Consider the following 19777-nt stretch of genomic DNA (forward strand, 5'->3'; position numbering starts at 1 on the left):
TGCTTATAAAACAAGAACACTTGTTCCATACTGTAAATAAACTGTTAATTATCGATGTTCAAATGAACAAATGAAGATAATGAATGCTTAACAGAAGAGCTTAGCATCACGGATAAGGAGAGAAGTCTTATGCCCCGCCAAGACAGACGTGTCATCATGCTGGCAGACTGCCAGTCATTCTATGCCAGTGTGGAGAAGTCTGCACATCCCGAATACAATGACCGCCCCCTCGTTGTTGCGGGAGATCCGGCTCGCCGTTCGGGTATTATTCTTGCGGCCTGCCCACTCGCCAAGTCCTATGGAATTACGACAGCAGAACGACTGGGCGAAGCGCTCGCCAAATGTCCGGATGTTGTTGTTGTTCGCCCCCGGATGGCCGAGTACATTCGGGTGTCCCTTCATATTACGCGTATCCTTCAGTCTTACACCGATCTGGTGGAACCCTATAGTATTGATGAACAGTTCCTCGATGTCACCGGAAGCCTGGATCTGTTTGGCAGTCCCGAGACGATTGCACGCAGCATTCAATCCAGAGTGATGGATGAGACGGGTGTATACATTCGGATCGGCATCAGTGATACCAAGGTTGTTAGCAAGATGGCCTGTGATCTGTACGCCAAGAAAGTCCCCGGGGGCATCTGCACGCTGCCTCGCAAAGATCTGCCTTCAACCATCTGGAAGAAGCCTGTGCGAGACATGTTCATGGTTGGTTCCCGCATGGCGCAGCATCTCTATAAGATGGGGGTCCATACGATCGGTGATCTGGCCCAGACCCCACTGTCCCGACTAAGAGAACGTTGGGGGGTGAATGGCGAGGTACTGTGGCGTATTGCCCGTGGTATCGACGATTCTCCGGTCAAACCCGGGACATATGCTCATCAGCAGCAGGGGATCGGACATCAGATGACGCTGCCCCGGGACTATGACTCCTGGGAAGATATCAAAGTGGTACTGCTTGAACTGGCGGAACTCGTCAGCCGACGTTCCCGGGACAAATCACTCATGGGCCATGTGGTCTCGGTTGGATGTCGCGGACAGGATTATGATCGGCCAACCGGTTTCTCCCGCCAGATGAAGGTGAATGAACCCACCAACATTACGGATGAAGTATATGATGCGGCCGCAGCTCTGTTCCTGCGCCATTGGGACGGATTACCCATCCGCCGTATCAGCGTGTCACTGACCGGACTTGTACCCGATTCCGAAGTACAGCTGTCCTGGTTTGATGACCGCGAACGTAAAAGAGAACTGGAACGTGCCACGGATGATATCAAGCGCAGGTACGGAGAAACCGCCATCATGCGGGCATCCTCCCTCTGCTCGTCCGCGCAAGCCCATGAACGTTCTCATAAAATTGGAGGTCATTATAAATGAGTAAAAAATTGCAGCAAAACGGTATCTTCGAGTCCTCGCGCATGATGCTCCCCGAACACCGGGAAGCCTACACTCTTCATCAGGAACAACTTGCTCCTCGTACCCGCCCCTCCCTGGATGCCCAGGCCGCGGAAGAAATGTCCCGTTTGCTCAGCAACTCGATGATGCTTGGAGATAAGGTCACTATTACGTTGTTTCACGAACATGACGATATCCGTTACACGGGGCAGGTGCTTCGGCTGGACCGTCCTGCCCGGACCCTCAGACTACTGATGGAAGATGGGTCCCGGGATATTCAGATGAACCTCATTACAGATGTGGCCCTAGCCGATGACTGAAGGGAGATATACCCACCCCGATGTTGTGGATATTCCATGATAGATGCAGCATAGCCGTTGTCATGCAGGACTGTCTTCCTACACTTCCAGGTGAATACCAAAAGTAGCCGACGAGACATATCCAGACCATTCACTTCGTTCTAAAGAAGCAAAATATCAGATACGTGATTCATCGGCTACATATAAGGGTAAAGCTTCTTTTTTCTGAAAAACTTTTAGAAAAAGCTCCAGTCAAATTCCTTCGACAGACGCTCGAGCAGATGCACGCCGGCAATACTGTTGCCTTTGCGGTTCAGAGCCGGGCCAACAAGACCTATGCCGAATTGTCCCGGTACAAGGGTCAGTATCCCTCCAGATACTCCACTTTTGGCGGGCAATCCGACCTCGATGGCAAATTCGCCTGATGCATTATACATACCACAGGTGGTCATGAAGGTTTTGGCAATCTGAACATAGCGACGAGGGATGAGTTCTTCTCCCGTAATTGGATCTGTTCCATTATAGGCCAGAACGAGTGACATTCGAGACAAATCTGCACACGTCACTTCAATGGAGCAATGACGGAAATACACGGCAAGCACGTCTTCAACGTCATCCTTAATGACTCCGTTGTGCTTCAAAAAGTAGCCAAGTGAACGATTCATATGACCACTCTCCGATTCGGACTGGAATACCTCTTCGTTATAGCCCAGGCGATCATTGTGTGCCAGTTTGCGGAAAAACTCCAGAATGCGGCGTGATTTCTCTTCCTTACAGTCTCCTCCAACAAGCGAGGACACCGTAATCGCACCCGCATTAATCAAGGGATTAAACGGAATACCGGGTTCGACTAGTTCAAGCTTAACCATCGAATCGTAATCGTCGCCTGTGGGTTCTTTTCCTACATTAAAGAAGACAGCTTCTTCTCCATGATCCATTAAAGCCAGAATAAGGGTAAATACTTTGGAGATACTTTGCATCGTAAATGGGACACCGCAATCCCCTGCCGACACATAGTTCCCTTCAGCGTCCATGATATGTATACCAAGCTCATCCTGAGAGGCTTTGACAAGCTCTGGAATATAAGAAGCCACCTTACCCTGCCCGGTGTGCAAACGACTGGTCTCCAGCCACTCCGGCAGCAATGCATTCAGACGTTCCATGGTTGAATTGCTCATATGTCATCTCCTCCACATCTCTATATAAGCTAGCATCTGATTACCCTCAGAACAGTTCCTTTACCGATTTATTTGAAGGTTCAACTCCAAAATCTCACCAGGAAGACCATCGTAATCGCCTATCCAGGTGGATACAAAGTTCTGTCTGGTCAAGATCCGGCGGGAAGCAGCGTTACCTGGATCGATAACTGCATAGAGTGATCCCATCCCTGCGGCTTGTGCCTGTATAATCAACCGTGACGCTATGGATGTGCCTTGACCTTTGCCCCAATGTTCAGGCAGGATCATGTAACCTATCTCAGCCCTGGTCGGGTCCTCCTGATCCGGAATCAATTTGGCATACGCTACACCGGCCCCATCTTCACTGAATACCCGGTAATGTCCGCAAGTGGAACGCTCATTAAACTCCAGCATGGACTCGAATTGTGTTCTCGCCTCTTGCTCAGGTATTGCACGTTCTGTAATCTGTTTCATTACTTCCATATTGGAAACCAATGCATAATAATCATCAAAATCAGGTTGTGTGTATTTAATGAACTTCATGATATGCCTCCTCTGGGGTACATAACTTGGTCTTAGTCTTGATGAATTCACCTAGAGTATAACAGATGCGAATGATGGAATGCACACAAGGCACCACGCTTGCAGGCAGCCAGATGGTCCGATAGGCTAACAGTCCGGCAATCTGACAACTGTAGATACCAAAAAGCGGCCTCATCTGGAGACCGCTTTGTTTACTTTATTTTTTAATTTGCTTTTTAAGATGAAGAAATATTCTCTGTTCCGTACTTCCCGTGCATGTTGTTAGCTTGCCCGTGATGAAGGGTTAAGATTCATCTGTTTTTCACGTTGACGTGCACGACGACCTTCACCTGGAGGGGTAATGATCAGTGCGAGCAACAACGAGACAGCGCAGAGTACAGCAATCACGATGAAGGTTAGATGGAATCCGCCCAGCAGGGCGCTGATGAATGATCCTGCCAAAGCACCAAATCCAAATCCCTGATAGATGACACCATAGTTTTTGCTCTGATTTTTCAGTCCGAAGTAATCGGCCACAATCGCCGGGAATACCGTAATGTTACCGCCAAAGCAGAATGCAACGGCCGCCACACATGCGAAGAAGATCCCGAAGGTCAGTGGAACCAGACTAAGTGTCATGACCGCTACGGCTGTAACCAGCAGCGCACCAGCGATGACTTTCATTCGTCCTACTTTATCCGACAGCGCACCGAGAATAATACGTCCTGCCGTGTTAAAGATCGCAACCATGGCCACTGCGTTCGCAGCGGTAGCTACATCAAGACCTGCAAGCTGTACACCGATATCTTTGACAATACCGATCAGATACAAACCGCTCATACACGCCGTGAAGAAAATAACAAACAGCATGTACGCTTCTTTTGTACGCAGCATCTCTTTCACCGTGTAATCATGACGTGCCACGACTTGTTTGGATCCTTCCTTGCTTGCCGGAGCCTGTTCACGAACAACCGCTTCACGGATCAGGAATGATCCCGCAACGACCAGAACCAGAACGATAATGCCCCAGTACATAAATGCCTGAGCAGGACCAACGGCACCAATCAATGCCGTGTTCACATATTTGAACAATAAACTACCAGTACCAAAGGCTCCGACCGAGATCCCCGAGATCAGACCTTTACGCTCCGGGAACCATTTGATCAGATTAGACAGCGACGTAATGTACGCCGTACCATCTGCAAAACCAACGACAAATCCAGCCAAAATGTACAGCAGTGTTAACGAGGTTACTTGGGAACTCAGAATAAGACCCAGCCCAAGCACAACCCCGGCTACACGGATCAGACGCTGAAGACCCCAACGTTCCTGCAACCGGCCTGCAAACAATGTGGCAAAAGCCAAAGCAAAACTGGTAATTGAAAAAGTTATCGCGACCGAGCTGACGTCCCATCCGAAACGATCAGACAACGGTTGATTAAATAAACTCCAAGTATAGATGGTTCCAAGACCCATTTGTACAATGATGGTCCCCAAAACAATAAGCCAGCGGTTCATTTTTGTAGGTGCAGATGTTGATTCAGGTGTTGATGAAACGGATGAAATTGTTGCTTTCATCGTGATCTCCCCTTTGCCGATGTCATATACATGAATGCGTTCACAAGCTAATCATACATGAAAGGGGATTCATCACACCGTTTTGAGCATGAGTTGCATCAGATGCGGAATGAAATGCTTCTAGATGCGCATGAGTTGCCTGAATTCTTTGACCTTCCCGCGACTCACGGGCACTTCAGCTTCCAAATCGCGCAGACGGAGCAGATACGTATTGTTAAACCAAGGTACAATTTCACGGATTTGCGACAGATTTACGACGTACGAACGGTGGCAGCGAAAGAACATATCCTGTGGCAGACGGCTGTGAAAATCCGATATGCTCACTGGCATGGTGAACTCCCCATTTTTGGTATATACCTTCGTCACCTTCTCTTGCGCTTCCGCATAGTAGATGTCTGCCGTATCCGTAACAATAATATTGTCATTCCGCAGCAGATTAATTCTTCTGTCTGTATGGGAATTCGTATCTCGTTCTCGTAACAGATCTCCCTGTGCAGCAGATCCGTCCACCATAGTAGCTGGTCCATCCTCAACATGTTGCTCCACCGGCGTATGATCACGTTTGAATGCGAGCTCCAGCTTATGGAGCATTGCAGCAATTCGTTTCTCGTCATACGGCTTCAGAATATAATCAAACGCCTCCAACTCAAAGGCTTCCGCTGCATGTTCCTTATACGCCGTAGTAAATACAATGTAGGGTTTCGTTGCAAACTTCCCAATATGATGTGCAAGCATCATACCGTCCAGCGAGGGAATATTGATATCGAGAAAAATAACATCTACTTCTTGTTCCTGCAAAAACTTAAGTACATCCAGCCCGTCTTCAAGGCGATCCACCACCTCAATCTGACTATGTTCCTGGATTAAATAATTCAATTCCTCACTTGCCAGAATCTCGTCTTCCACAATAAGAGCTCTCATTGATCCATCATCACCTTGTTACGACATCTCCTTTGGGCACATCAAATAAAATATCGGTTCCTTGTTCCAGCCTAGTAATGGTTACACCTTGTCCGTAAATAAGTTTGACCCGGCGATGCACATTATATAGCCCGATCTGGTTACCAGGCATACGGTCGTGGTAGACACGTTCAATAATATCTGCACTGATGCCTGCTCCTGTATCACTGACACTGATTCGTACAAACTCCGGATAATCCTGTACCCGAATTCGAACAGTCCCGGGTCCTTTCACCTTGAGAATGCCATGAATAATTGCATTTTCGACGAGCGGTTGGATAACAAGACTCGGAATATGCACCACGACCTCATCAATCTCATAGATCACATTCAGTCGGCTGCCGAAGCGGGCTTTCTCAATCTCTACATAATTGCGGACCTGCTCCAGTTCCTTATGAATATCAATTAACTCATCCGACAGCTCCAGATTGTAACGCATGTACCCGGATAGATTCACAATCAACTCGCGCGCTCGATCCGGTTTGGTTCGGATGGACGATGCAATCGCATTTAGCGCATTAAATAGAAAATGAGGATGTATGGTCGTCTGCAATGCACGCAGCTCTGCTTTGTTGGCAGCAGTCTTGATCTCTTCTACCCGCGATACCTCCATCTGGGTCGAGATGATCTGCGATAGACCTACAGCCATCGTTTGTAATGGATACGTAATTTTGTACGCTTTGCGATAATAGATTTTGAGCGCACCTGTAATGTCTCCTCGTTCTTTGAGCGGAATGATTAACAGCGAGTGGATATCGGGTGTTTTTTCATCAATGACATCATTACTGATCGTAATCTCCCCGCTGGATATCGTCTTCTTGGTCATCTCACTAATAATTTCATTACCGATATGATATCGTTCCTCACCAAATCCTACATAAGCCAGTACATTCCGGGTATCCGTAATTGCAACCGCATCAGCCTGAATATCCTCCTGAATAATTCGGCAGATCTTGCGCAGAGAATCCTCATCAATTGAACGGAAATACGGCAAGGTTTTGTTCGCAATCTCCAATGCAAGCTTCGCCTGACGGGCTGCAATCATTTCCTTTTCCCCTTCAACACTCTGCACCAAGAGCACAATCAGCCCAATGTTGACTTCACCCAGAATCATAGGCAGCGCAATCTGCGAGACAATATCGGCACCCAGTGGATCGGGATAGGAAAATAGCAGGATTAATAACATCGTCAGCGCTTCACAGATCATTCCGGCACCAATGCCGATAATCCATCGTTTAGGCTTGGGCGTGTACTTATGTATATATCCAGAGACCAGACCTGCCAGGATACTTGTGATTAGACACGGTATAGCTGTGACTCCATCCATATCGATCAAATACCGATGCACCCCAGATACAATACCCGTAATAATACCCACAGGCGCTCCGAACAAAATACCACCCGATAACACGGCGATGATCCGCACGTTCACCAGTGAACCTTCAACATTAATGCCCGTATATGTCCCGAAGATGGCAAAAGCACAGAATAACAAGGTAACCGCAATATATTCCTGCCACCTTAATTTCCCCTTTTGCAGAATCTGCCTAAATCTCGGCACCCTCGACAGAAAGAATAAAAATATAATCAACAGCGCCGCCCGTTCAAATAAACCCAGCAGCATCGTAAACATCTCCAATCGTACTTCCTCCACATCTATCTGAAAATAAAATACATACCGACATAGCCACGCCTTTTTGAGTAAAATCCAGGACATTAATCCAAAAGGCTCGTATGCAACAGTTTACCGCTCCACCTGAAGGAAAGCAAAGTCCATCCTGTGAAAATACATCAACTATATTGCACCAAGCACACCATAGTTCATCCCTTAACTTCTATGAAAATGTCCGACTCCAGAAAAACCTATGTTATAATCAGTTGTCATGTTATTCCAATTATTGATGAATTTAATCACAGAAAGGTGTTCATGCATGCTTGCCATTCTACTCCTGGGTTCACTTCTACTTTTTAGCCTAATATGGCTTACCCTATATGCTGTCTCCAGACGATCCAATAACCCTGATCGCTCAACAAGACTTGTCCTGCAAATTATTATATTTATCTCAATCTTGGTCTTACTTGTGCAAGACTACATACTCAAAGAATCCCCTTCCAATAGCACTATAATTGTAGTTCTACTCATAACTTTAATATTCATCAGCTCTTTCCAGGATAAAAGTAAAAATGTAGCGGATGAAAATACATAAACACCATTTAAAGCCCAACTAAAACGATCTTCATCCCTACCTCCACCAAAAAAAGGGTGTTCCATTAGTCAGATGACTTAATGGAACACCCTTCTTTACATTACCACACCAACTTGAGTGTAATTTGGCTTTTCTAAAGTACTTTCGTTTACACAACAACAGAGAGGGCAGAACCAATCTGAAGAAGCGAAGCGTGCGCCTTTATCCCCGGATTTTACCCTTTAGAAAAGGGAATCAAAAAAATCCGGGGATAACAGCGATCGAAAGATGGTACTGCACTCGTAGTGCCCCCGTGTAAACAACGCTCTTTATCCCACCCAACATTACATCGAATCCCTACCTAAACATCCCCCACAGCTTAATCAAATGAAACGTATTGTTTGGATCAATCTTCTGCGCGAGCACAAACGCAACAAACTGCTCCTCCTGCGCCGGAGAGAAATTCTCATTCATAATGACAGCGGAAGACTTAACCAACCTTCTGACCTTGGCCTTATCTTGCAGATCAGACTTGGTTACGCCATCAATCAACTTTTTGATACGCTCTTTGACAGCGGGATTTTTCATCTTTAATTTGATCCGCTCCACCAGCTGCGGACTAATTCCATATTGTTGGTAACCCAAAACGTATAGCACCTCCCAAAAGAATGAACTCACTTCTTATTCATATGTCGGGAGGGCTTGTACACTTGTCATTTTTTACAAAGGTAATACGAAAAACTCGCTATTATGGCATACATTAGTCAATCAGATCACCCTTGAATACTTGCTGTTGCTGCAGGAAATCACGCAGAGGTGCATAGTCCATAGAGGTCCAGAAGGTCGCATCCTCAATTAAGTGGGTCACGTCATCTCTGGCCTGTTCCAGCACAGCAAAATCGGCAACCATATCGGCAAGACGGAACTCAGGCAATCCGCTTTGTTTGGTACCAAAGAAATCACCCGGACCCCGGAGATCGAGGTCACGCCGGGATACCTCGAATCCATCCTCCGTTTCCGTCATAACCTTCATACGTTCCTGTCCGACCTCCGTCTTGGGATCAGCAATGAGTACACAATAGGAAGCATGCGCACCACGACCGACCCGACCACGAAGCTGATGCAGCTGGGAGAGACCGAAGCGGTCCGCGTCCATAATGACCATCAACGTGGCATTTGGCACATCGACCCCGACCTCGACAACGGTGGTGGAGACAAGCAACTGAATATCATTGCTGTAGAAGTATCGCATCATCTCTTCTTTCTCCAAGGCTGTCATCCGTCCATGCAGCAGACCTACACGATATTTTGGAAAGTTCTGCTGCATCTGCACATGCAGATCAATGGCATTCTGCACATCCAACTTCTCCGACTCTTCAATGAGCGGACAGATCAGATAAGCCTGACGCCCCTGATCCACTTCTCTGGAGATAAACCCGAGCACCCGCTCCATCATATCGTGTTTGACCCAATACGTGGAGATGGGAATCCGTCCTTTCGGACGCTCTGAGATCGTGGATACTTCAATATCCCCAAAAGCTGTAATGGCCAGTGTCCGGGGAATAGGCGTTGCCGTCATTGTTAACACATCCGGATTATATCCTTTGCGTCGTAAAACGCTGCGCTGATTCACCCCGAAGCGATGCTGCTCGTCCGTCACCACAAGACCCAGATCACGGAAGAAAACATCTTCCTGAATCAGGGCGTGTGTACCCACCACGATATCAATCATGCCCATTTGCAACGAGGCGATCAGATCTTTACGTTTGCGTCCATTTACACTGCCCGTTAACAGCCCTAAGGTTACCCCAAACGGTTCAAACAGCTTTTGCAGTGAGCGCATATGCTGCTCCGCCAGAATCTCTGTAGGCACCATCAGAGCCCCTTGGAAACCGGATCGAACAGTTGTGTATAGCGCAATTGCCGCAATAACCGTTTTACCCGATCCCACATCACCCTGCAATAAACGATTCATCGCATAGGGCGAACGCATATCATGCAGAATTTCAAGCTCCACCTTTTTCTGTGCATCTGTTAATTCAAAAGGTAAACTTCGTACAAACTCACGAATCGTCGTATTGTCCGTGGTATGCACTACACCATCCATGCGATTTCGGTTCAACGCACGATACGCCTGCATTTTCAACTGGAACAGAAACAGCTCTTCATACACCATCCGCTGTCTGGCCTGTTGACCTTCCCGGTTGTCCTGTGGACGATGAATTCCAGCAATCGCTTGTTTACGAGGCATCAAGCTATATTTCTTCATCAAGGACTGAGGCAGAATCTCAGGAATCATATCTCCGAATTGGATTAATCCCTGATTGATCGTTTTCCTCATCCATTGTTGCGTCAGCTTGCCGGTTACCGAGTATACAGGTTGCAGTGTACCTGAACGCCCATCCCCTTTATCGGGGAACTCCGAGTCAGTCACGGTCATCTGCATACGTTTTTGTTCCCATTTTCCCGTAATCACAATCTCCCGATTGGGCGTAAGCTGCTCTTTGAGGAAATGGCGATTGAACCACGTTGCTGTAATCATCCACTCTTCCGTCATGATCTTACAGGTCAGACGGGACTTTTTACCGTATCGTTGTAATACAGGAATACCCATCACCTGTCCCTGGACCGTAATCTTGTCCCCATCCTTCACTTCACTAAGGGAACGCAGACGATAATCCTCGTAACGGAACGGATAATATTCAAGCAGGTCTTTAACAGTAGAGATGCCAAAGGCGTGAAGCTCTCCCTCTTTGAGAGCACTCACGCCGTTAATTTGCTTAACTGATATTTCTTCCAATTTCATGTCTAATCCCTCATTCCGGAACAGGCCACATAAAGATCGCAATGACACCAGGTCCAACATGACTGCCTATTACGGCTCCAATATTGGTATAGATCACTTCATTCAGTGTAAAATGACCCCGCAGCTGTTCTGCACAAGCGATCGCTGATCCCGGGTCAGCGGTATGACCTACCGCCAGGTTAACCCGTTTGCCTGCAAGATCCTTCTGGAACAGCTCAATAATGCGTGCCATTGCTTTTTTATGACCTCTGACTTTCTCAACTGCGTAGATAACGCCTTCTTCATCAATAGACAGGATCGGCTTAATGTTAAGCAACGTTCCCAAAATGGCTGAAGCTTTGCCAATCCGACCGCCTTTTTGCAGATACTCAAGGGTATCCACGAGAAAGAACAATTTGCGAGATTGTTGCATCCCTTCAATGGCAGTAGTGATTTCGACTGCTGACTTGCCCTGTTCGGCAAGTTCAGCAGCCTGTACTACCATTAGACCGTATCCATACGATGCTGACTTCGAATCCAGCACGGTGATGTCACCCTCACGCTCCAGCAAAGACTTGCCAAGCATGGCCGATTGGTAGGTACCACTCATGCCGGATGACAGGTGGATCGATACAATCGGGCGTTCCGGGTTCTCATCAAGAAGTGTTTGGTACACATTCATGAAGTCAGTTGGAGATGGCTGTGAAGTTGTAGGCAACACAGATACCTTCTTCAACTTTTCGTAGAACTGTTCCGAAGTCAGATCAACGCCATCTGCATAGGTCTCTTCACCGAAAAGAACACGCAGCGGAACAATGTGAATTCCGTATTTGCGAATGAGTTCTTCGGGAATATCTGCCGTACTGTCTGTTACTATCGCAACCTTGTGGCTCATGACTCTCCTCCTCTTCGCTAGAGTGCTATTAGGACTCTACGGAGAACAAATAATAATATACAGGCTGTCCTCCAAGATGTACCTCTACCTCAGCATCAGGATACTGTTCTTCAAGCCATGCAGCGAGGGCAGCAGTAACCTCAGGGTCCGCTTCTTCCCCTTCAAGGATCGTCAACACTTCATCTCCACTCTCCATCATCTGTTTGAGCAGACCTTCACATGCTTGAAGCATGGTTTCATCCGTCGCTACAATTTTGGAGTTATGAATACCGATATAGTGCCCCAGCTTAATATCTAATTCATCATATTGCGTATCACGAACCGCATGAGTCACTTGACCGGACTGTACCCGGCTAATGGCCTCCAACATTTGATCACGGTTTGTTTCCGCAGACTCATCTTCCTGGAAAGCAAAGGCAGCAGCCATCCCCTGTGGAATGGTTTTGCTTGGAATAACCGTAACCCGGCGCTCATCTTCAAGCAGTTCACGAGCCTGCTCCGCAGCCAGTACAATATTCGAGTTATTCGGGAGTATAAACACCTGCTCCGCAGAAATGGAACGAACGGCTTTTACAAAATCCTCAGTACTCGGATTCATCGTCTGTCCACCGGACAGAACAACATCAACGCCAAGACTTTGGAAGATCTCTGCTATACCGTCACCGGAGGATACCGCAATAAAACCATACGGTGCCATCTCATCTGCAGGAAGCACAGCCTCTTCCATACTGCGCGCCGCCTCAGGTGGAATCTCTGCAAACAATTCAGGTGATGGAGCGATGTCCATGCCTGCTGTGAGGAGATCCCGATGCTGTTCACGCATATTAAGAATATGAATCTGTGTAATCTCCCCATAATGCAGCGCCAGGTTTAATACATCGCCTGGTGTCTTGGAATGGACATGAACTTTAATGACTTCATCATCGGCAATAATAATGATCGAATCTCCATTAACTGACAATGCTTTCCGGAATGCTTCGTCATCAAATGCCACTCCTGCGTTCTCTCCAAGCTCACGGTTAATGAAAAATTCCATATCATAAAGGAACTCAATATCTTCCGTTTCCAATCTCGCCTGAGCAGACAATGGCATCTCTGGTGCAATCACCTGCTGCTGTGCAGGCTTCTTGATATCCACTTCTGTCGGTGCAGCCGGTTTCAAAGCAAATGCTGCCAAGGATGGGGTTACTTCTTTGTTCAGCGAAGTATGACTCCCTCCGTCACTTTGCAGCAATACTTCCATAAAGCCCTCGTAGATATATACAAGCCCCTGACCACCTGAATCCACAACACCAACCTGTTTCAGTACAGGCAGTAATTCCGGAGTCATTGCCAGTGCTTCTTTTGCTTTTAACAAAACTTCATTCATTAATTCAGTAATATCATTCGTCCGTCTTGCGTAGTAGTTGGCATGTTTCGCCGCTTCCTTGGCTACGGTAAGAATGGTCCCTTCAACGGGCTTTACGACTGCTTTGTAAGCTGCGTCAACACCGTTCTGCAGGGCTGCTGCAAATTGGAGCGTATTCAGTTCCTCATAGGGAGCAGCTGAACGACTAAAACCACGGAACAATTGCGACAGAATAACACCTGAATTCCCCCGTGCGCCCATAAGCAGGCCTTTCGATAGAATACCGGCAGCTTCGCCGATGGAGGCAGAACTTTTTCTTTTAATCTCTGCGACTCCTGCACTCATTGTCAAATTCATGTTCGTTCCCGTGTCACCATCCGGCACAGGGAAAACATTCAGGGAATTGACGTGCTCTGCATGCTGTCCAAGTTGTTCCGCTCCGGCAAGTACCATTGCGGTGAAATCTGTTCCATTTAAAGAACGTATACTCAAGTGAGAATTCCCCTTCCTAGCTTGATACACGAACACCTTGCACCAAGATGTGTCTGGTCTGTTCATGCGCTAACGCGGACTGCGTTATTCTTCGTCCATACCTTGTCCGGCACAGGCATACAATACAACATGTCAGCCGGATTAACGGTCTGGGCGGCCGGACTACCAATATCCTGCACTCTCTGCACCCCTAACTTCGGGGCATACGGATATGCACCGGTATCAAGAGCCGGCATGAATGCCGCATGGAGACTGGTGCCAATGATGGAATGCCGCAGCTCACAGCGTTGCCAAAAAGCAGACCACCGACCTCTAAGTACGGTTTATTCTCCGACTTCCTCGCGGCAACAGCCTGTTCACCACTGTATTATGGACTACTCAACATTGTACTATATTAGACAGGAGAAATAAATAAAGTTTTTGGATCAGTTGACGAAGCTTTTTTAATTATGATATTATATTCAAGTATTGTTTTATGCAGGTTAAGTAATGGAAATGATCCGGTTCATGCCGGCTTAAACAACGCCATTAGCTACTGAAACCTGATCTTTATGATCAGGAAGAACAATTTAGCCCTTATGGAATGACTTTTCGTTTCTGAAGGCAACTGGTTATTTTAGGATAGGAGGTGTAATCTATGTCTCGCAAATGTTATGTGACAGGTAAGAAACCGGGCACCGGTAACCACGTATCCCACGCTAACAACCGTAACCGTCGTACTTGGGGCGTAAACGTTCAGAAGGTCCGCATTCTCGTTGACGGCAAACCAAAACGTGTATACGTAAGCACCCGTGCACTGAAAGCCGGTAAAGTGACTCGCGTATAATCACGCAAAGCTACTATAAATCGGGTAAGCAAAAAGCACCTTGTTCCTTGCAGGTGCTTTTTTGGTATTCAAAAAAAGGATTCTTGAATACGCTCATTAACATGTGAATGGCCGCCGCATGGCGCTTCGCAGGTACGAATTCCAGATAAGCCTGAGCCAAAGCGGCGGTATTCCCTGTTACCTTATCAATCGGATCAGTTCTTTTGAAACGTATTAAGTATCGCCTTTACAAACCCTCCCAAAAACTTCGGCAGTTTGAATGTGTAAAATTTCATAATTCACCCTCCCCATCATGCTCATGCGTCCGCCGTATCCTATGCTTCAGGCCTTCTTCACCTCAAACACGACAAAAAAGGCTACATGAGAAACCTGCTCATGTAACCATATTTATGCGGAACCTTCGATCCCTATTCCACAATGACAAGCCCGAAGATCAGTTCATTTACGTTTGGGAAGGAATATATTGATAGACAGCGATCATGAAAACACTCAGTACATAATACAGTATGCTGAATATGACAAAAGTAACCCGATGTCCGGTACGATCAAATTTGCGGAAATACATAATAACAACGCCTACCCCGATTAATGACGTAATGGCATTAAACGGGGATTGAATAACCGCAAACAAAGCAAGCACAAGTCCCGTCACGAGACTCGCAGCCATCGTCCACAGTGTCTCCTTGAAGGTCATAGATCAGCCTCCGTAGCTACGGCGAATTTCAGTAATCGCTGCAGCGCGATCCTCACGTCCAAATACGGCACTCCCAGCAACGAGCACATCTGCTCCAGCCTCCACTACAAGTGGAGCTGTATCGGCTGCAATCCCGCCATCTACTTCGATATGTACATCATGGCGTCCCTTTTCGTTCAACCAGGTACGAATCTGCTTGATTTTGTTCATGGTACCCGAGATAAATGCCTGTCCGCCAAAGCCAGGATTGACCGTCATAACAAGAACCATGTCCACATCATCCAGAACTTCGAGAATGGCAGACGCTGGCGTTCCTGGATTAAGGGCAACTCCTGCCTTCACTCCTTGCTCCTTAATGAGATGAATAACGCGGTGCAAATGCACACAAGCCTCAGCATGAACAGTAATTACCGCTGCACCCGCTTTGGCAAATTCCTCAACATAACGCTCCGGATTCTCAATCATCAAATGCACATCGAGCGGCAAGCTTGTATGTGGAGCAATTGCCTTCACAATAGCAGGTCCAAGTGTAATATTAGGGACGAAATGACCGTCCATAACGTCAACATGAATCCAGTCTCCTCCTGCAGCTTGGGCTTCTGCAACTTCCGCACCAAGGCGGGCAAAATCAGCTGATAATATCGATGGGGCAATTTTAATCATGTTAATACCTCCGCTTCTTATCTTTCATTTCGGTCAGGAACAGCACATAGTGCTGATATCGGCTTTCGGAGATCAGACCTTCCTCTTTGGCCGCAAGCACACGACAGCCTGGTTCATGTGTATGGGTACAACCTCGGAATTTGCACTGATCTGCAAACTGGGCGAATTCCCGGAAACAAGTGGAGAGTTCCTCCACACCGATCTCCAGAAAGTCCAGTTGGCTGAATCCTGGCGTATCCGCAACAAATCCACCATTATCCAACGGAATAAGCTCCACGTGCCTGGTGGTGTGTTTCCCTCGCCCCAGACGCATGCTGATTGCATTTGTCTCCAGCGTCAGGCCCGGCATCAATGCATTTAACATCGAAGACTTGCCTACACCGGATTGTCCGGAGAATACGCTGATCTTACCAGCCAGACGATCTCTGAGCAATTCACTTCCTTCACCGGTACGTGAACTTGTGGAAATCACTTCATAACCAACCTGTTCATACAATGCTTTCACTTCAGCAACAGTGTCTTTGGATGGATCAGCCAAATCCAGTTTGGTCAAAACAATGAGTGCATCCAGCCCCGCCTGCTCGATGTGAACAAGGAACTTGTCCAACAGGTTCAGGTTCATATCCGGTTCCTTCACAGAGAACACGAGAACAGCCAAACTTACATTCGCTACAGGAGGACGGATAAGTTCCGTCTCACGCTTCCGAATTTCATCAACCGTTCCTTCTCCGTTCTCAGTCAACATGTAGCTGACGCGATCACCTACAAGCGGTGACGTTCCCCGCTTTCTGAAGATACCTCTGGCTCGACATTGAACGGCGGAACCTTCAACCGAAGGAACCCCGTTGTCTTCCACTGGCATGACATAATAGTAACCGCTTAGCGCTTTAACGATGATACCTTCTGGCATAGCTCCGTCGCCCTCCTTTAGATGGTGGTACATTTACTCCAGACGCCAGCATAAGCCGCCCTTATGGACGGCTTGATGCGTTAATGACTTCCTTTTTCTTCTCTTTTTCCTTGCCGTGCCCCTTACCATTATTCATGGCAGAAGTGTCCTCATCTACACTGTCACCTTCACCGTCTGCCGGTGTGGACTCAGGTTCACCTTCCTGATTGGGATCAACACTTCCCTCATCAACGCTACCTTCACCTGGATCAGGCTCATTTTCTGGCGGCGTCTCGGTGCTTTGTTCCGGGTCAATGGAAGGTACGTTTACTGTTCCGTTTTTGGCTTCACTGTAGGAGACAAGATACGTATCCAGGAACTGTCCATCACGATATACGGACACAGCCCCATTTTCATTTGGAGCGAGCACAAGTGGAATGGTCAAGGTCTGGGTTGAGTTCACGGTGCGTGTTCCCCATTCCTGATTCTTGCCACGTGCGTCTTCATATGTGATACGGATTTTACTGTTTTTGCCCTCTTCTTTGGGTGATACATTAATATCAAAAGGATATTGCAGCGCTTCAGGTGGATACCCTGTACTAATAAAGATCGTAATCTTATCACCAGGATTCACCTCTGTGCCCGCTTCCACAGGCCATTGCTGCGTCACTTTGCCCTTTTCCATCGTATAACTTGGTTCTTCCTGCACCTGAGCAAGTTCCAGTCCAGCAGATTTAAGCTTTTCTTCAGCTTCACTGCGGGTAAGATTTTTCAGATCAGGCATTTTGACCGTTTCAGTGCCTTTACTTACGGTTAACTCAATCTGAACCGCCTCTGGATCGAATTTCTCATTAACGCCAGGTGTCTGGGAAATAACAGTACCTGAAGCCACATCATTGGAGAACTCATCTTTCCGCTGAATCTGATCTTCCTTAATACCAAGCTTAGTCAATTTCTTGACAGCCTCGTCATAAGTCTCTTGTTTGACATCAATCATCTTCACCAGTTCTTTTTTTGCACCAACACTGATCTGGACCTCGGAGCCTTCTTTGACAACATCGCCTTCTTTTCTGCTCTGTTCATAGACGATACCGGGTTCGACGCCTTCCTGGTACAGACGGATGACCTCATCACTTACGACGAGTCCTTTCTCCTCAAGCATTTCCCGAGCCTTTTCTTCTGTCTGGGTGATCACGTTAGGGACGGTTACTTCAGGTACAACCAGCATACCTTTGACATACCATACAACGCCCACCATGGCGATTAGAATAAGAACGGTTAATGAAATGAGTAGAGCTGGCTTCTTCCAGCTCTTGGATTTTGCCTTACCCTTGCCAGTTTCTTCATCAGACTCCATCACAGGCACTGCACCCGTCGATGTAACTCCACGAGGTTCAGGCTTGATCGCTGGCATAACGCGAGTCTGGTCTATATCGTCCTCATCCGGAAAATCAATCTTCGTTTCATTACGTCTCTCCGGCATCAGGCAAGTTTCCAGATCGGTCTGCATTTCTTTGGCCGACTGATAACGTTCCTGCGGATTTTTACGCATGGATTTTAAGATGACATTTTCCACACTTTGCGGAATCAATGGATTGAATTTGCGTGGTTCATCGAACTCTTCCTGCAAATGCTTCAATGCCACACTGATTGGACTTTCACCCAGAAACGGAAGTTGCCCGGTAAGCATTTGGTAAAGTACGATCCCAAGAGAATATAAGTCCGATTTTTCACCAGTAACGATGCCTTTGGCATGCTCTGGTGAGAAGTAATGTACAGAACCAACTACGGAACCGGTCTGCGTAATCGTTGTAGATGTAACCGCACGGGCAATCCCGAAATCCGTTACTTTCACACGGCCATTCCGGCCAATTAATATATTGTGGGGTTTGATATCCCGATGAATGATTTGATTATGATGTGCATGATCAAGAGCATCTGCAATCTGGGAAGCGATTCGCACCGATTCGTCCACCTGCAGAGGGGCGCGTTCTTTAATAATTTCATTCAAGTTTTTGCCTTCCACGTACTCCATGACAATATAATGAACGTCATCTTCCTGCCCCACGTCATAAATGCTAACTACATTCGGATGAGACAGCGATGCTGCCGACTGTGCTTCCCTGCGGAAACGGCGAATAAACTCTTCGTCATGCACAAACTGTTGTCTAAGGACTTTGATCGCTACATTCCGGTTCAAGAGAAGATCCTGGGCTTTGTACACAAGAGCCATGCCGCCACCGCCGACACGCTCAATCACTTCATAGCGTCCGCCTAGTTGGTGCCCAATCATGACTCACACCCCGTTTCCGTATCCACGGAACCTTCCCTCTGCAACTCGAACAAAGCAAGCGTGATGTTGTCGTCTCCCCCAGCAAGTAAAGCCAACTGAAGCAGTCGGTCTGCACGATCTTCCAATGCCAGTTCCAGATTGCCGGCAACCTGAATAATCTGCTCATTGCTGACCAGGTTACTGAGACCATCACTGCACAGGAGAAGAACTTCGCCTTCCTCCAGCTTGACGGTATCCAGATCTACCTTCACCTCGGCATCTGTTCCAAGCGCACGAGTTAGTACGTTGCGACGTGGATGATGGGACACATCCTCTTTGCTAATCTGACCATTTTTGAACAATTCATTCACCAGTGTATGGTCCTCGGTTAGCTGGATCACAGCTTTGTTCGCAATTTTGTAGGCTCTGCTATCACCGATGTGTCCAATAACACCTTCCGTATCGTTCAATAAAGCCGCAACTACCGTTGTTCCCATGTTGTGATACTTGTCATCTGTTGATGCCGTGCGGAAGATAACTTCGTTGGCATGCAAAATAGCATCGCTGAGAGCCGCAGACAGAGACGCATGTGACAGACCTGGTTCCAGTGTTCCCAGATCTTTCACCAACGTCTCTACTGCCAAGCGGCTTGCCGTATCCCCTGCAAGATGTCCACCCATGCCATCGGCAACAATACCCAGAATATATCCTGTATCGAGATTACGAATCCAGGCTGAATCTTCATTCACCGAACGCACTCGTCCGATATGGCTCACATGAACTGTTTTGATCAAAACG

Annotated in this window: 18 protein-coding genes; 3 read left to right on the top strand and 15 right to left on the bottom strand. The window is 47.3% G+C overall.

Annotated features, from left to right (window positions below; all coding sequences use genetic code 11):
- Window positions 1-129: 129 nt before the first annotated feature.
- Both MKZ13_RS20500 and MKZ13_RS20505 read left to right on the top strand, forming a co-directional pair.
- Window positions 130-1374, top strand: coding sequence for a DNA polymerase IV (locus MKZ13_RS20500; RefSeq protein ID WP_339177784.1), 1245 nt, complete (start codon window positions 130-132; stop codon window positions 1372-1374).
- On the top strand, window positions 1371-1712 hold the full coding sequence (locus MKZ13_RS20505) for a YolD-like family protein (protein WP_339177785.1): 342 nt from the start codon (window positions 1371-1373) through the stop codon (window positions 1710-1712). Before MKZ13_RS20500 ends, MKZ13_RS20505 begins: the two co-directional genes overlap by 4 nt.
- A gap of 215 nt (window positions 1713-1927) precedes the next feature.
- On the opposite strand, the gene glsA is transcribed toward MKZ13_RS20505, so the two are convergent.
- From glsA to MKZ13_RS20550, 9 genes are all read right to left on the bottom strand, one after another.
- Entirely contained in the window at window positions 1928-2869 is a 942-nt protein-coding gene (gene glsA / locus MKZ13_RS20510; protein ID WP_221825291.1) for a glutaminase A, read from the bottom strand.
- 60 nt (window positions 2870-2929) lie between these two features.
- Window positions 2930-3412, bottom strand: a complete 483-nt coding sequence (locus MKZ13_RS20515) for a GNAT family N-acetyltransferase (protein ID WP_339177788.1) — start codon at window positions 3410-3412, stop codon at window positions 2930-2932.
- A 261-nt stretch (window positions 3413-3673) separates the two neighbouring features.
- Window positions 3674-4909, bottom strand: a complete 1236-nt coding sequence (locus tag MKZ13_RS20520; RefSeq protein ID WP_036675050.1) for an OFA family MFS transporter — start codon at window positions 4907-4909, stop codon at window positions 3674-3676.
- Between the two features lie 180 nt (window positions 4910-5089).
- Window positions 5090-5890, bottom strand: a complete 801-nt coding sequence (locus tag MKZ13_RS20525; RefSeq protein WP_221825295.1) for a LytTR family DNA-binding domain-containing protein — start codon at window positions 5888-5890, stop codon at window positions 5090-5092.
- A 10-nt stretch (window positions 5891-5900) separates the two neighbouring features.
- On the bottom strand, window positions 5901-7553 hold the full coding sequence (locus MKZ13_RS20530) for a sensor histidine kinase (RefSeq protein ID WP_339185420.1): 1653 nt from the start codon (window positions 7551-7553) through the stop codon (window positions 5901-5903).
- Window positions 7554-8472: 919 nt separating this feature from the next.
- Window positions 8473-8760: a stage VI sporulation protein F gene (locus tag MKZ13_RS20535; protein WP_036614589.1), complete on the bottom strand. Its 288-nt coding sequence runs from the start codon at window positions 8758-8760 to the stop codon at window positions 8473-8475.
- A gap of 115 nt (window positions 8761-8875) precedes the next feature.
- Window positions 8876-10921, bottom strand: coding sequence for an ATP-dependent DNA helicase RecG (gene recG / locus MKZ13_RS20540; RefSeq protein WP_339177792.1), 2046 nt, complete (start codon window positions 10919-10921; stop codon window positions 8876-8878).
- Between the two features lie 10 nt (window positions 10922-10931).
- A complete protein-coding gene (locus MKZ13_RS20545; protein ID WP_339177795.1) occupies window positions 10932-11795 on the bottom strand; it encodes a DegV family protein in 864 nt (287 codons plus the stop codon).
- Between the two features lie 28 nt (window positions 11796-11823).
- Window positions 11824-13635, bottom strand: a complete 1812-nt coding sequence (locus tag MKZ13_RS20550) for a DAK2 domain-containing protein (protein WP_339177798.1) — start codon at window positions 13633-13635, stop codon at window positions 11824-11826.
- A 637-nt stretch (window positions 13636-14272) separates the two neighbouring features.
- On the opposite strand from MKZ13_RS20550, the gene rpmB reads away from it, so the two are divergent.
- Entirely contained in the window at window positions 14273-14461 is a 189-nt protein-coding gene (gene rpmB / locus MKZ13_RS20555; protein WP_017687459.1) for a 50S ribosomal protein L28, read from the top strand.
- A 194-nt stretch (window positions 14462-14655) separates the two neighbouring features.
- Here rpmB and spoVM read toward each other — a convergent pair whose 3' ends face one another.
- The 6 genes from spoVM to MKZ13_RS20585 form a co-directional block, all read right to left on the bottom strand.
- Entirely contained in the window at window positions 14656-14736 is an 81-nt protein-coding gene (gene spoVM / locus MKZ13_RS20560) for a stage V sporulation protein SpoVM (RefSeq protein WP_019424875.1), read from the bottom strand.
- A 167-nt stretch (window positions 14737-14903) separates the two neighbouring features.
- Complete coding sequence (locus MKZ13_RS20565; protein ID WP_221825304.1) at window positions 14904-15155, bottom strand: hypothetical protein; 252 nt, start codon at window positions 15153-15155, stop codon at window positions 14904-14906.
- 3 nt (window positions 15156-15158) lie between these two features.
- Window positions 15159-15818 carry a ribulose-phosphate 3-epimerase gene (rpe, locus tag MKZ13_RS20570; RefSeq protein ID WP_017687456.1) on the bottom strand — a complete coding sequence of 220 codons (660 nt, stop codon included), beginning with the start codon at window positions 15816-15818 and terminating at the stop codon, window positions 15159-15161.
- Between the two features lies 1 nt (window position 15819).
- A complete protein-coding gene (gene rsgA, locus MKZ13_RS20575; protein ID WP_047843681.1) occupies window positions 15820-16728 on the bottom strand; it encodes a ribosome small subunit-dependent GTPase A in 909 nt (302 codons plus the stop codon).
- Window positions 16729-16789: 61 nt separating this feature from the next.
- Window positions 16790-19000 (bottom strand): Stk1 family PASTA domain-containing Ser/Thr kinase, encoded by a 2211-nt coding sequence (pknB, locus tag MKZ13_RS20580; RefSeq protein WP_339177802.1) that lies wholly within the window; start codon window positions 18998-19000, stop codon window positions 16790-16792.
- A complete protein-coding gene (locus MKZ13_RS20585; RefSeq protein WP_017687453.1) occupies window positions 18997-19773 on the bottom strand; it encodes a Stp1/IreP family PP2C-type Ser/Thr phosphatase in 777 nt (258 codons plus the stop codon). The genes pknB and MKZ13_RS20585 overlap by 4 nt, the downstream gene beginning before the upstream one ends.
- Window positions 19774-19777: the final 4 nt, after the last annotated feature.

It is taken from the genome of Paenibacillus sp. FSL R5-0701 (assembly GCF_037973995.1).
Taxonomy (GTDB): Bacteria; Bacillota; Bacilli; order Paenibacillales; family Paenibacillaceae; genus Paenibacillus.

Bases quoted from the DNA above. Each gene is read 5' to 3' on its own strand.
- MKZ13_RS20525 (WP_221825295.1), bottom strand. From the start codon at position 5,890: ATGAGAGCTCTTATTGTGGAAGACGAGATTCTGGCAAGTGAGGAATTG.
- rpe (WP_017687456.1), bottom strand. From the start codon at position 15,818: ATGATTAAAATTGCCCCATCGATATTATCAGCTGATTTTGCCCGCCTT.
- MKZ13_RS20500 (WP_339177784.1), top strand. From the start codon at position 130: ATGCCCCGCCAAGACAGACGTGTCATCATGCTGGCAGACTGCCAGTCA.
- MKZ13_RS20515 (WP_339177788.1), bottom strand. From the start codon at position 3,412: ATGAAGTTCATTAAATACACACAACCTGATTTTGATGATTATTATGCA.
- MKZ13_RS20545 (WP_339177795.1), bottom strand. From the start codon at position 11,795: ATGAGCCACAAGGTTGCGATAGTAACAGACAGTACGGCAGATATTCCC.
- rpmB (WP_017687459.1), top strand. From the start codon at position 14,273: ATGTCTCGCAAATGTTATGTGACAGGTAAGAAACCGGGCACCGGTAAC.
- MKZ13_RS20530 (WP_339185420.1), bottom strand. From the start codon at position 7,553: ATGCTGCTGGGTTTATTTGAACGGGCGGCGCTGTTGATTATATTTTTA.
- glsA (WP_221825291.1), bottom strand. From the start codon at position 2,869: ATGAGCAATTCAACCATGGAACGTCTGAATGCATTGCTGCCGGAGTGG.
- recG (WP_339177792.1), bottom strand. From the start codon at position 10,921: ATGAAATTGGAAGAAATATCAGTTAAGCAAATTAACGGCGTGAGTGCT.
- spoVM (WP_019424875.1), bottom strand. From the start codon at position 14,736: ATGAAATTTTACACATTCAAACTGCCGAAGTTTTTGGGAGGGTTTGTA.
- MKZ13_RS20505 (WP_339177785.1), top strand. From the start codon at position 1,371: ATGAGTAAAAAATTGCAGCAAAACGGTATCTTCGAGTCCTCGCGCATG.
- rsgA (WP_047843681.1), bottom strand. From the start codon at position 16,728: ATGCCAGAAGGTATCATCGTTAAAGCGCTAAGCGGTTACTATTATGTC.
- MKZ13_RS20520 (WP_036675050.1), bottom strand. From the start codon at position 4,909: ATGAACCGCTGGCTTATTGTTTTGGGGACCATCATTGTACAAATGGGT.
- MKZ13_RS20565 (WP_221825304.1), bottom strand. From the start codon at position 15,155: ATGACCTTCAAGGAGACACTGTGGACGATGGCTGCGAGTCTCGTGACG.
- pknB (WP_339177802.1), bottom strand. From the start codon at position 19,000: ATGATTGGGCACCAACTAGGCGGACGCTATGAAGTGATTGAGCGTGTC.